This is a genomic window from Deltaproteobacteria bacterium (genome assembly GCA_017302835.1).
Taxonomy (GTDB): domain Bacteria; phylum Bdellovibrionota; class Bdellovibrionia; order Bdellovibrionales; family Bdellovibrionaceae; genus UBA2316.
The window spans coordinates 86199-99439 of the sequence record JAFLCC010000009.1 but is presented as its reverse complement, the minus strand read 5'-3'; the positions used below and the strand labels follow the sequence as shown (position 1 = coordinate 99439).

Genomic DNA, 13241 nt, shown 5'->3' with positions numbered 1-13241 from the left:
AAGAGAGTCAAAACTCCAAGAATTTCTAAAAATTAGAAATGTCAAATGCAAGACAGTCCTGTTTTTTTTTCATGTTCATAAAATTCATCTTCATTTTAAGCTCAAATCAGCTGGCACTCAATTTGTTATAGAGACAGTAGTGACTTGTGGGGAGGACATCATGTTTAATTGGGGAACTTTATTTTTTTTATCATTAATGATGACATTACTGATTCATTCACCAAATGCGAGTGCGAAGGAAAAATCAAAATCAATTTATACTTCCAACTCTCAATTAAGAGGATTTAACTCAAATTATTATTGCAAAGAGTTTAGCATCAACCCTCCCACTAGAAAAAATTGGCGTGACTATATGATGGCGGAACTTTCCCCTGAGAAATACCCCCTATTTTTTGAAGATAATCCCGCTGATGGCGCTCCTTCGGACTTAATTAAGTTCTGTCCAAATTATCCCAACTTGAATGTAGATCAAAAGAAAATCATCCTCCTGCGATTGTTCGATGGCATGGTATTCTTTGAAAGCACTTGCAATGAAACAGCAAAAGGACGAGGCCCCAATGGTATCGCCAATGGCGTTCTTCAACTCCACCTAGGCAGAGAAGATGACTACGCAAGGGGTTGCAGACAATACGACTCCAGAGATCCCAAACGATCTTTTTCATGCAGTCTTAAGATGCTTCATGATCAGGTGAATAACAGCAATAGGATATTTTCTAGTGGATCCTATTGGGAAGTCTTAAGACCTCTCGGCCGTTCAAAAAAAGCCTCGGCCATTGCCAACCATTTATGGTACTATCCACTTTGTCACAAAATGCCTAAAGACTAAATATTGATAAAACTAGAATTGAAAAATTACCAGACACAGAAAAATCATAGAAAAAAGCTGGATGATGTGTGCGAAAACACTTGAAATTTTAAACCGATGACATTTATTGTCTTAGTGTAAAAATCTCTACAGGTGAAAAACTTAAAGTAAAACGTTATACAAGTATTTAATTAGACTAGAGCTGTGGCATCATGGGAAATAAATCCCAACACTTTTGCTATCTATATCTATTATGATCAGGTGAAATATGAAAAAAATGAATTTAGTTTTAAAACCCGTAATTTTAACAAAGTCCGTACTTTTTTTATGGCTTTCTTTTATATCTGTTACAAATAAAACTTTTGCCAACTCCGCCAATTCCAAATGTTCTTATTTTTATTTATCGTTATTACAACAAACTCAATCTAACCATGGCCATTTTGTGGATGGGGGCCAAATTGTTGATCAGAAAATATCAAATATCTATATTGAATCCAAGAATTCTGGTTCCTTAAATCAACCACCTAAAGGTAAAAATGTAGAAAGAGTTCAGGAAAACGATATCTCGGTTGACTTAACTAAGTTGTCACCAATGTCATCTTTAGACTTAAAAAAAAGAGCTAAAGAAATGGCCCCATCGCTTTACTATGTCACCAGTGGAGCTGGTTTGTGGTCACGCGGCGCTGGACAAGTTAAGGCCTTAGTTCCCTTCAACCTCAAAGAAGTCTTATCCCTTGAAAAAGTTAACTTACTGGAAAAATTTTCATTAATTGCAACAGCCAGTTCTCCAGACGCCGCAATTAAAGCTGCTGGAAAAGAAATTCCAAATGAAGAATTAGAAAAAGCAAATTATGCAGAAAGACTTGTTTCAGATGCAAAAAATCAAATTAACAAACTTCTCAAAGAAGCACGTGAAGATAAAAGGGCCCTAACACCTCTTGATATGAAATTAGCTAATGTGGCCTTACTTAGCGAATTTGCGGAAACTTATGTACCATTTGATATCTGGACAAGTCAACAAACTCACCAGGATATCGCTCAATATTTAAATGAGTTTAATCAAAACTTTCATACCAAGACTTTTCATGCTGATTTAACCACTAATGAAAAAATAATTTCTGCACTTAGAAAATATATAAATGATTCTAAAAAACGTAATGAAACTCATCTCTTTGGAATGCAAATTGGAGTTCATGCTTTAAATCCAAGTACAGGAGATCCTTTAATTGATACGGTTGCCATTGGTGAAGGGGCCGGTATGCTAAAAACCTATTTAGATAAGTCAGGACGAACACAACAATTACAAAAAATGGGTAAACAAAACTTACTATTTGATAATATTGAAGTTGTTACCGATTTAGAATCTGTTATAGCCGCGCACTCTATATCAAAAACACCCACATCCGTCGTTGTTGTCGAGCAGCGTTCTGGCTATTCTGGTGGTAACCCTTTTAAAGTTACAAAAGAAGATGGCAGTACCTCAATCGAACTACATGAACAATCAGCATTGCCAACTGAATTTGCAACGGGCAATTCATATTTTAACTCAAATACGATTGTTATGAGTTTAGATACAGCTCCATTTTATACGCTTGGATTTGAGACTAAAACCGATAAAGGTCATAAAATTGTGCGCGTGAAATTAAATGCCGGTGACGTCACAAAAACAACCAAAACAGCGGCCATTCTGGGTCGAATCGGAATCGACTATGAAAACTTCAAAAACTATATTGAATATGCAACTAATGGCGGAAGCTTGATTCAGGCCTTTCAAAATATTTGGGTGAGAGCCCTAAATACAGTAAGCACCCCATGAACTCTATTTTTCTGGGAGAGCTTTGACCGCTAGTACAATGATTTACCCTTAACACGTAAATCATTTCTGCATTAGTAAAACTCGAGGAAAAAATCTGAACTAAAATTGAAATATTGCCAGATACAGAAAAACCATAGAAAAAAGCTTTAAATCATTAATGTTTTTAAAACCAAACAAAGCCATAAACAATCTCTCAAGACCCAGAGCAATCCCCGCACAGGGAGGGAGACCTGTACTTAAGTGAAAAATAAATTCTTCGTCTACTGTAATTTGGGCTAAGGAATTTTGTTTTTTGAGTTCATTATCTAAATGAAATCGATTCAGCTGTTCTTGCATATCGTTTAACTCAAAAAAAGCATTGGCTAGCTCATATCCCTGCCAATAAACCTCAAATCTTTCCGCCCAACCCTGTTCATTTGTCCGAGCTAAGGCTGCTGCATAAGGAGGATATTTTTCTAAGAATGTAATCGCTTGAGGATTCAGTTTGGTTTCAATTTTTTCAAAGGTAATCATTGAAAACAAATCCTCAATAGTTCGAACTCCCAAATAATTTAAATGATGATTCTTACAAAAGAGTTCCAACTCTGATTGGTTTGTCGCGGGATTAAATGAAAAATGATAATACTCTGAAAATATCTCTTGAAAACTTACTGACTTAAATTCCAGTTCCTTCTTACTCACAACAAGAGGCAAGTTTGTTTGTATAAAACCGATTAAGTCTTGAACATCTTTTTTGATTTCTTCTAAATTTGAAAAATTTCGATACCACTCCAGAATCCAAAATTCAGGACTGTGCTTTTCTGAAGATTCATTATTTCTAAAACTTTTTGTAATTTCAAAAATCTTTGGAACACCCGTGGTCAGAACTTTCTTAAGATGAAGTTCAGGACTGGTGGGCAAATATTTCTTAAAACTTTTATTTCCTAATTTTAAGTTGATCTCAAAAGGTTCTAAACTAGGTTCCGATCCTGGATGATTCACGATCAGGGGCGTGGATAACTCGATAAATTTTTTTTCTTTAAAAAAACTCCTGACTAAATGAAGATATTCAGACCACAATTGAAATATTTCCCATTTTTCATGGGGGATAAATTCCTTGTATTTTGTCGGGGCCAAATAGGGAGTTAGCAAGGTTATATCCAGTTGTTCATTTTTTTCATTGATTTCGATAATATCTCCGCTAATCAAAATTTCTTTCCAAAACTGGAGATTTTTAATAGGGAATACCACCAAATTTTGATTCTTGAAGAAATGTTCTTCTTGAAAGCTTTTTAGTTCTATTTTCTGGCTGGCCTCATCATCCAATATTCCAAGGAAGCGTCCCCAATATTTAGCTTGAGGATTAAACCTTGGATAAGGAGACCATTGAGTTTGTAAAAACACATTTCTTTTTGATTTTTCATCCATAAAATAAGTTAATACCAAGATGGTTTTTCAAAGGGTAGAATATTTAATTGCAAGGGTCCCAGTTGTTTTTTTTGTGAATGTTGCAGAAGCAGTTGGATGATTTCCTGGGAAGTCAAATTTGGGAATTGAAGCATCCATTTTGCAACGATTCGAGCCACGATAGGCGATGACATGCTGGTTCCCGAAATTCTTTTCTTTATATCCTTTTTCAAACAATCACGATGAAGGGTGTTTTTCATGTTTGAAATTTCGGACAAGGTAAGTCCAGAAGTTTCTAATTGATTCAAATCAGAAGTTTGACACATTTGAGAAGGAAACAAAGAGTTTACTTCCACACCCAAAGTAACCACAAAAGTGCCCTCGCTCAATACAAGGTTCGAAAAAGAAGCTAAGTTTTGATGTTCATCCAAAGCGCCAACACAAACTAAATTTAACGCACTAATTCCACATGGAATTTGTAAATTAACTTTATCATCAACCCATTTTCCGTCATTTCCAGCAGCGGCTACAAAAATAACATTGCTGTTTTTTTCCATGAAAGTCTTTACTTGTGCCATCCATAGCTTGTAGTTATCTTCGCCAGAAATAAGTTGATCGAACAAACTCGCTGTTTCAGATTTTTTTAGAGCCAAGGAAAGATTAATAACCCGAGATCCTTCCTTTATCGCCATGGACATCGCTGATAATATGTTTTTAAAAACCATTTCCGTTGAATTTTGTGAAAAATCTTTTTTCCCTTGTTTATATTTTACATTCATTGGTAGCACTCTGTAGCCGATAATTCCAATTTGAGGCTCATCATAAACCATTAATCCTGCCACATGAGTCCCATGGTACGCGCCTGAGTCTATTTCTTGTTGGATATTTCTTGAGGGATCCAAATAAATCCCTAAAGCCTGATCTGATTTTACAACCTCTTCAGCCATCAGCCGACCTCTGCGAGTGGATTCAGTGTCTTTTAATTTCACCTCAGGATTTAAATCCAAGGTGCGAGCAACATAAGGCGACGGCCAGTAATCCTGTCCAACAAAATCATAACCAAATCCTATTGGTTTACCCTGACTATCTAAATTAAAATGAATATTGTTTTTTAAAAGTGGGTGATTGTAATCGATCCCACTATCTATCTCAGCGACGAGTATTTTATGATTTTGATTATTTAAAATAAAATTTCTATTTTCGGGCTTTGGATTGGCGGCTTGCCATTCTTTACCCTTCGCAATCGTTTGATCGTCAATCTCTTCACAGCCTATTAACAGGCCTACTAAAAATAAAACAAGGGACCTAAACAAATTAGATTTTTTGACTCTTAATTTCCTCATAGAGTGGGAAGATATTTGATAACTATACAACTGGACAAGGGATAAATTAGGACTTATAAGGTTAATTCGTTGCAGGGTGTTGTCATTTAGGTAGTAAAAAAAACCCTTGTATGATACTAAGTAAAGCAAAATTTACACTTTAAAAAAGGATGCATTATGGAAAATTGGCTTTTAGGTTTAAAACAAAAAATTTCAACACAGATTTCACAAAATAAAAATACGAAAATGTTAGTTTCCGAATTAGAAAAAATTCGCAAAGAATTAAAAACAAAAAGCACTGAGTTAAATACCTATTTGAATAGTGAAAAAGATAAAACAGTGAAAAGTGCTGAAGGTAAGTACCATTCATTACTCAAGCAAGTATCGACAACCCAAAAACTTCTAGACAAAGAAGTTAAAAAAGCTCTTTCACAAATTAAAGATTCGGCAAAAAAAGTAGAAAAAACTTTTTTCACTACTAAGAAAAAAGCAACGGGCAAAACAAGATCTAGAACCTCAACGAAAAAAACCTCGGCCAAAGCAACGGCCACCAAGAAGATGGATAAATCCACCACTAAAAAAGCGGCAGCAAGAAAGAGTTCTCCTGTTAAATCTACTAAAGCGGCCGCTAAATAATTTCAGGTAACACCCTTATGACTAAACAAAGACAAACCTCAGACTATTTAAATCTTTCCCTTCAAGAGCTTTCGACTCAAAATGAATTCATTCCCAGACACCTTGGTCCTTCCGACAGAGATGTGCAATCAATGCTTCAAGAGCTGGGATTTTCCTCTTTAGATGATCTTGCTACCCAAGTGGTGCCAAAAAGCATTTTGAATACCCAAGAAATGGATGTCGGAAAGGGAGTCTCTGAGGCTGATATTCTGATCAAACTCAAAACCATGATGGGTCAGAATAAAGTAAATAAGTCATTAATAGGTCAAGGGTACTATGGAACTTACACACCCACCATAATTCAAAGAAATATTCTTGAAAATCCCGTTTGGTACACCGCTTACACTCCCTATCAAGCGGAAATCTCCCAAGGGCGCATGGAATCCTTACTTAATTTTCAAACTTTAGTAAAAGATTTAACCGCCATGGAAATTGCTAACGCCTCCCTATTGGATGAGGGCACCGCGGCCGCAGAGGCCATGAACATGGCTTTGGGCTTATCTAAGAACCCGACGACTCAACACTTTTTCGTTTCGGATAAGCTTCATCCCCAAGTGATTGAAGTTTTAAAAACAAGGTCAGAGCCGCTGAATTTAAAAATGATTATCGGCAAAGCTGAAAATTTTGATTTTAAGACTCCTATTTTTGCCTTTTTTGTTCAGTATCCCGATACCGAAGGAACCCTTACTGATTGGCAACAGCTAACTAAGAAAATTCAAGAGAATCAGGCGTTCATGGTTGTCGGTACCGATTTGCTAGCTTTGACATTATTGACTCCTCCAGGCGAATGGGGTGCTGACATCGTGTATGGGAACTCCCAACGCTTTGGTGTTCCTTTGGGGTTCGGCGGTCCTCATGCGGCTTTCATGGCATGTAAAGAAAACTTCAAACGGCAACTTCCAGGAAGAATTATTGGGGTTTCTAAGGATTCTCAAAATCAACCTGCATTAAGGTTGGCCTTACAGACCAGAGAACAGCATATTCGCAGGGAAAAAGCGACTTCCAATATTTGCACAGCTCAAGTTTTGCTTGCCAACATGGCGTCCATGTACGCTGTTTATCACGGTCCTGAGGGATTAAAAAAAATTGCAGCAAAGACCCACAAATTAACTCAAATTTTAAAACTTGGATTAGAGCAACTGGGCGTGGCTGTCTTAAACCAAACGAGTTTTGATACTTTAATTTTTGAATCATCAAGAGCTCATGAAGTCTATGCAAAAGCTCTTCATGGAAATTATAACTTTAGAAAATACTCAGAGACTAAATTGGGAATTTCTCTAGACGAGACTTGTTCTGAGAAGAACCTAGAAGAAATTTTCTCTTTTTTCACAACGGAAAAAATTTCTCTATTTGAACTTGATAAAAATACCTTTTCTAAAAACTCAAACTTGATTCCTCTGAATTTACAAAGAAAATCCTCATTTTTAACTCATCCCGTTTTTAACTCTTACCATAGCGAAACAGAGTTATTAAGGTACATTCATAAATTGCAGAACAAAGATTTTACCTTGACCCACTCGATGATCCCCCTTGGTTCTTGCACCATGAAACTCAATGCCACCACAGAACTAGTTCCTGTTTCTTGGCCCGAAGTCAATCAGATCCATCCTTTTGCTCCGATTTCCCAAGTCAAAGGTTATCTTGATTTGATCCATGATCTCGAGAGAAAACTTTGTGGGATTACAGGCTTTGCAGCCGTTTCTTTGCAGCCCAATGCCGGCTCCCAGGGCGAGTATGCTGGCTTATTGGTCATCAGAAAATATTTTATCTCTAAGGGGGAGCCGCAAAGAAATATTTGTTTGATCCCCAGTTCTGCCCATGGCACTAACCCTGCCTCAGCGGTGATGTGTGGTATGGAAGTGGTTGTGGTTAAATGTGATGAGCATGGGAATGTCGACCTTGTGGATTTAAGATCTAAGGCCGAACAATATAAAAATAACTTAGCGGCTTTAATGGTTACCTACCCTTCGACCCATGGTGTTTTTGAAGAAGGCATTACCGAAATTTGCAAGATCATTCATGATCATGGCGGCCAAGTCTATATGGACGGTGCCAACCTTAATGCCCTTGTCGGCCTCGCTCGGCCAGGTGAATTTGGTCCCGATGTTTCTCATATGAATTTGCATAAAACTTTTGCCATTCCCCATGGTGGTGGTGGTCCCGGAGTGGGCCCCATAGGTGTAAAATCTCATTTGAAAGAATTCCTCCCTCGATTATCCCTTGTTCCTGAAAGTGGTCCTAGCAGTGGAATTACGTCCACCACCTCAGCCCCTTGGGGAAGTGCTAGCATCTTGCCTATTTCTTGGATCTACATTACTTTGATGGGATCGGAAGGCTTAAAAAAAGCCACCCTTGTAAGTATTCTCAATGCGAACTACATGGCTAAAAAACTAAACCCTTACTTTCCCGTACTCTACAAAGGCCGTGAAGGACTGGTTGCCCACGAATGTATTATTGATCTCCGACCAGCGAAGAAAACAAGTGGCGTGGATGTCACCGATGTCGCGAAAAGACTTATGGACTATGGCTTTCACGCACCTACGATGAGCTGGCCTGTTGCTGGAACTTTGATGATTGAACCGACGGAAAGTGAATCTAAAGCCGAGCTCGATCGATTTATTCATTCAATGATTCAAATTCATAATGAAATCCAAGCTGTTGAAAAGGGAAAATACAAACTTGAACAAAGTCCCCTCACCCAAGCTCCCCATACAGCCATGAGAGTTCTTGGTACTGAATGGAATTTTAGTTACACTCGTGAAGAAGCTGCTTATCCCTTGCCTTGGATTAAAGAAAATAAAATTTGGCCAGCTGTAGGACGCGTGGATAATGCTTACGGCGATCGAAATTTAGTTTGTGCCTGCCCTAGCATCGAATCCTATGAGTGAAACCAAATCTCTTGAAAAAATTTTATTTATTCGATTAGATAAAATTGGAGATTTGGTTTGCACTTTACCCTGCGATGAACATCCTCTTATTCCCAAAAATGTAGAAACATTTTGGATTCTGAGCAAAGGGAATGAATTTATAGCTTTGAATTCAGACCCCCCAAGAAGCTTTTTAAGTCTTGATAAGAAGACTCCTTGGCAGAGCTTTAAAGCTCTTTCTACTTTTCTGCGACAGCATCGATTTGATGCTGTTTTTTCATTTCAATCTCCATGGTGGGTCCATTTGGCTCTTTGGAATTCTTCGATTCCACTTCGTTTTGGAGTGTTAAGCCAATGGCACTCCTTTTTGTTTTTAAATAAAGGAACCAGACAAAAAAGAAGCCTCGCCGAAAAACACGAGGCTGATTATAATTTTGAAATTGTAGATAGCGCTTTAAAAAAAGAGTTAGTTATAAACTATAAAACGAAATTAAATACGGAACCCGTTATAAACTTTGCTGATAATCATCGTCACTTTCATACACCTACCTTAAAATTAACAGCCCCTTACAATGATTCTTTATTTGAAAAATTTGATTTAATCAAAAAAGAATATCTAGTGGTTCATCCCGGAATGTTTGGAAGCGCCCTAAACTGGAAACAAATTCAATACATTGAATTTATTGAAGGCTATTTGAGCCTACCTGTATCAACCACAAGTCATAAAAAAGTAGTTCTTACAGGAACTACTACTGATGAGATCTACTTAAACCAAATCAAAGAACACTTTAGCCATCACCCTCAGGTTCTTATTTTACAAAATAAAATTTCCCAATCGGAGCTTCTAACTATACTCCAAAATGCAAAAGCACTCGTGGCGCCAAGTACAGGAGTTCTTCATCTTGGCGCCAGTCTTGGAATTCCTGTCTATGGGATTTATTCTCCTATCCTCGTTCAACACCCCACTCGATGGAAAGCCCGAGGTCCTTTGGCGAAAATATTCCTTCCCACGGTAGATTGTCCTGCCACAAACCACTGCCTTAATGAGAAATGTCCACATTTTAATTGCATGGATTCCATTAAACCTACAGAAGTGACAGAAAATCTTTCAAGAAAATAAAGCTACCACCTAATTGGATCAAAGTGAATTAGTTCATTTCTAAAAAAGTATTTTCTAAAATAGCTTCGGGAATTACATTGCTAGAAAGGATTTCATCTTTCATGACTTCAAACATGACAAATGATTCAACAGCTGAAGAATAAGGAAAAACCTGATCTTTTTTATCTGAAAAATGCAATATTGTTTTAGTTCTTGCAATAGGATTAGTTCCTAAGAGACTCAGAAGCAATGGATCAGACTTATCGCTAAATTCTATTATATCTAAAGTTGGAATTTCTAAATTATATACGACTGTGATTTTAGTAGGGCTTTCTTTTTGAAATGTCAGTTGAGCTAACATACTTTCATACTTATGTGTTTTGAAAGAAACCAGTGCTCCAATAAGAGGGTGTTCCGTAACTGACATAAACGTAAAAGGTTTACGAGTTTTTCCTACCAATATTTGTTTAATGTGGGAAAGAAGCTCCTCAGGATAATGAAATTGATCGTTAATGATATCTATTTGACTTAAATTCAATGGTCTTATTCCATTTTGAGAAAGAAAATTAAATTCTTCTTTAGTTATAGTCATAGCCCTACTAACGATCCTATGTTTTAATTCTTTACTAAAAAGTTCCCGAGCAATCCATGGATCAGTAGGTAATTGTCCATTGTTTTTTAACTTTTTCGCAAAGTTAATAAATTCTTCAAACCGCGAAATAATACTCAAATCAAAAAGCAAATCAATATAATTTGATTCTATGGCTTCAATTCTATTAATGGCTTCTCTCAAGGCATTTTCAGTCGTTTCAAAAAGTCTTATTTTTCCTAATTTGTAATTTTCAATATTAGAATATAAAAAATATAAGCCCTCTTTTTTAGTCATTCCTTGATCCTGAAATTGCTTTATCAAATCCTTAATCCTTTGAGTTCTTACTGCAGATCCAAGGTTTGATTTAAGGTTCTCACGATTTGCCACCTTTAAATCAAAAGTTCTATTTGTATTTCTATTTTGATATGTCTCTAAACATAAATTGACACTAGAGAAAGCTGCTGAGCCTATGAAGATTGATAAAATACTTATTTTCATTAGAGTACAATCTTATCCTGATCAATCAACAGTTTCACCTGTAGAAATTTAGTCACTTTAACAATTTTCGTACAACTTTGTAACAAAACAAGCGACAATTAAGGCCCAATCTGTACAACTTTCTACAGGTGAAATTCTTTCAGTAAAACAATATATTATCATCAGATAACCAATTTCAACCTTTTGAAAAGGCATTTTGCAAATTAAATTATGGCTAATAATAGATTTTTATTACCTTTATTCATAATGATTTATTTCTTCGCAGATTCAGATTCGGCTTTGGCTTTTGAATGTGATTCTTATTATGTCCAGAATAGAATGGAATCTAAATTAAAGAACCATCTTTTTTCAGAAATGGAATATTTAAATGACCCTCTTGTTTGGCAGAATTTTAGACACCCCAGTTTTATTGAAAAAATATTAGTTTATGGAGATCCTGTCATCTTCGACGGAAGTGTTATTGTCAATGGAAGTAACTCTCGACTTATTAACTCTATCTCAGCAAGTGAACGAGTGGTTATACAATATCAAACAAGTTCTGGTATGATAACAGATATAGGAAATTTATCTCTTGAAAATGGAAAAGGTTTTGATTTTAAAACTTCGAATATTGAGTTTAAGTCGTTAACTAAATACCCTTCAAATTATATTTCTTTGAATATGAGAGATCTTTTTAAAATAATGGCTGTTCCTAAAAATAATAATCATTTCAAACTCTTTTCAACAGAAAAAAACTTATGATCAAGCTGTGTATCAACTTCATCTTGGAGAGCTAGGGTGTCCATTCCTGTAACAGGCATTTTAGATAAAAATGGAATTCAAGAAATTTATTCTAGATTTCCACATTTGAATCATTCAAAGCAAAATCAATGCCTCTCTGCGGATTGGGCCATCGTCATGGATTGGATTCCTGAAGGATGGAATCCTAAACCAGAAGGAAACCGATTGGATAGGATACCTGAAATTCCGTGGTTTGCAAAGAATTGGGACTCTAAAGAAATTATAGCTAACTTAGACAGGGTGGATGAAGCTATGTACCGGACTTTTTCTTTCAAGAAAGAATTCTTGAAGGTTTTACAACCGAAGAACTTCAATGACTTGCCTTAGAGACAATCAGAAAAAACAGTATTTTGACTTCAGATTTAAGAAATACTGCTCAATGCAAAATTAACTATTTTAAATTCACAGAAAATTTAAATAAATTTATGCTTCAAACTCAGTCTTTTTCAATCAATCAGGCGCCAGCATTTCAACAACGGCCAACAGTTAAAGAGGCCATTGAGTTTGCCCTCCTTACTTTCACTAACCCATATTACGATTTACAATTTAGAGAGTTTCTTTCTCATGCTGAAACTCCATAAAGCATTTCTGAAAAACCTTAAGCAAATTTAATCAAATCTTTTTCTATATGATTTTTAAAAGTGTCATCAGTTTCTGACCAAATTATGAGATCTACTTTGTATGGCAAATCAGACTCCTCAAAATGATCCTGAATTTTCCTTAAACTGGTCTTATCAATTGTGGTTTTGATAACTAAATCTAAATCAGAATATTTTTTTGCAGTTCCTTTTGCTCTCGACCCAAATACGTAGGTAAAATTCAAGTGGGGGCCTAAAATGCCTTTGATAATTTCTAAATGTTTCGGATCTATTTGAATTTCTTTCATTTAAGTGCTTTTAAATGGGAAATAAGTTTACCCATTTCTTTATCAAATAAATGCAGGTCATTAAAGATAGAATTTGCGATGGCTTTATTATAGGTGTGAACAGTTTCATTTCTGTCTTTTGTAAAATCAAACCACAGCTCAGGATCATCAATCAATTTCTCCAAAGCAGCCTCGCGAAAAATAGGTTTGGGACTATTTAGTTCTTTGCCTCTAGCGCTTAAAATTCTTTTTAAGGTTTTCCAGGCTAATTCATAAGTAAACTCAAAATATTGAATTGTTCCAGCTTTTTCCAAATCAGTTTTGGCAATTTTAAGAGCCTCATTAAACTGACCATAAGCATTCAAAAGGGGTTCAATTTCTATATTTGATTCTATAATAAAAGATTTTTTATTGATTTTATTTTCCGACATTACAGAACTATATATCTGCGAGTCTTAATAAGACAACCGTAGACATAAAAAAATAAATATAATTTTATATTACATGTCACACATTTAGCAGTGCTACCAAACTTT

The 13241-nt window shown here is 35.9% G+C and carries 12 protein-coding genes; 7 read left to right on the top strand and 5 right to left on the bottom strand.

What is annotated here, in order from left to right:
* The first annotated feature begins 160 nt into the window (after positions 1–160).
* Positions 161–826: a hypothetical protein gene (locus J0M15_11405; GenBank protein MBN8537650.1), complete on the top strand. Its 666-nt coding sequence runs from the start codon at positions 161–163 to the stop codon at positions 824–826.
* Positions 827–1073: 247 nt separating this feature from the next.
* A complete protein-coding gene (locus J0M15_11400; GenBank protein MBN8537649.1) occupies positions 1074–2621 on the top strand; it encodes a hypothetical protein in 1548 nt (515 codons plus the stop codon).
* Positions 2622–2720: 99 nt separating this feature from the next.
* Here the strand turns inward: J0M15_11400 and genX are convergent, their stop codons facing one another.
* On the bottom strand, positions 2721–4028 hold the full coding sequence (gene genX, locus J0M15_11395) for an EF-P lysine aminoacylase GenX (protein ID MBN8537648.1): 1308 nt from the start codon (positions 4026–4028) through the stop codon (positions 2721–2723).
* Positions 4029–4036: 8 nt separating this feature from the next.
* Positions 4037–5350, bottom strand: coding sequence for a S8 family serine peptidase (locus J0M15_11390; GenBank protein ID MBN8537647.1), 1314 nt, complete (start codon positions 5348–5350; stop codon positions 4037–4039).
* 156 nt (positions 5351–5506) lie between these two features.
* Between J0M15_11390 and J0M15_11385 the strand changes: the two genes are divergently transcribed.
* Genes J0M15_11385 through J0M15_11375 form a run of 3 tightly spaced genes read left to right on the top strand, consistent with a single transcriptional unit; the run spans position 5507 to position 9991 of the window.
* A complete protein-coding gene (locus J0M15_11385; protein MBN8537646.1) occupies positions 5507–5965 on the top strand; it encodes a hypothetical protein in 459 nt (152 codons plus the stop codon).
* A gap of 17 nt (positions 5966–5982) precedes the next feature.
* Positions 5983–8892 carry an aminomethyl-transferring glycine dehydrogenase gene (gene gcvP, locus J0M15_11380; GenBank protein ID MBN8537645.1) on the top strand — a complete coding sequence of 970 codons (2910 nt, stop codon included), beginning with the start codon at positions 5983–5985 and terminating at the stop codon, positions 8890–8892.
* Positions 8885–9991: a glycosyltransferase family 9 protein gene (locus J0M15_11375; protein ID MBN8537644.1), complete on the top strand. Its 1107-nt coding sequence runs from the start codon at positions 8885–8887 to the stop codon at positions 9989–9991. The genes gcvP and J0M15_11375 overlap by 8 nt, the downstream gene beginning before the upstream one ends.
* Positions 9992–10019: 28 nt before the next feature.
* Here J0M15_11375 and J0M15_11370 read toward each other — a convergent pair whose 3' ends face one another.
* On the bottom strand, positions 10020–11060 hold the full coding sequence (locus tag J0M15_11370; GenBank protein MBN8537643.1) for a hypothetical protein: 1041 nt from the start codon (positions 11058–11060) through the stop codon (positions 10020–10022).
* A gap of 210 nt (positions 11061–11270) precedes the next feature.
* On the opposite strand from J0M15_11370, the gene J0M15_11365 reads away from it, so the two are divergent.
* Together J0M15_11365 and J0M15_11360 are read left to right on the top strand one after the other, a co-directional pair.
* The gene (locus J0M15_11365) at positions 11271–11801 is read left to right on the top strand and encodes a hypothetical protein (protein MBN8537642.1); all 531 of its coding nucleotides are present in this window, start codon (positions 11271–11273) and stop codon (positions 11799–11801) included.
* 36 nt (positions 11802–11837) lie between these two features.
* A complete protein-coding gene (locus tag J0M15_11360; GenBank protein MBN8537641.1) occupies positions 11838–12167 on the top strand; it encodes a hypothetical protein in 330 nt (109 codons plus the stop codon).
* A gap of 271 nt (positions 12168–12438) precedes the next feature.
* Here J0M15_11360 and J0M15_11355 read toward each other — a convergent pair whose 3' ends face one another.
* A complete protein-coding gene (locus tag J0M15_11355; GenBank protein ID MBN8537640.1) occupies positions 12439–12726 on the bottom strand; it encodes a nucleotidyltransferase domain-containing protein in 288 nt (95 codons plus the stop codon).
* On the bottom strand, positions 12723–13136 hold the full coding sequence (locus J0M15_11350; GenBank protein MBN8537639.1) for a nucleotidyltransferase substrate binding protein: 414 nt from the start codon (positions 13134–13136) through the stop codon (positions 12723–12725). The genes J0M15_11355 and J0M15_11350 overlap by 4 nt, the downstream gene beginning before the upstream one ends.
* Between the last annotated feature and the right edge of the window lie 105 nt (positions 13137–13241).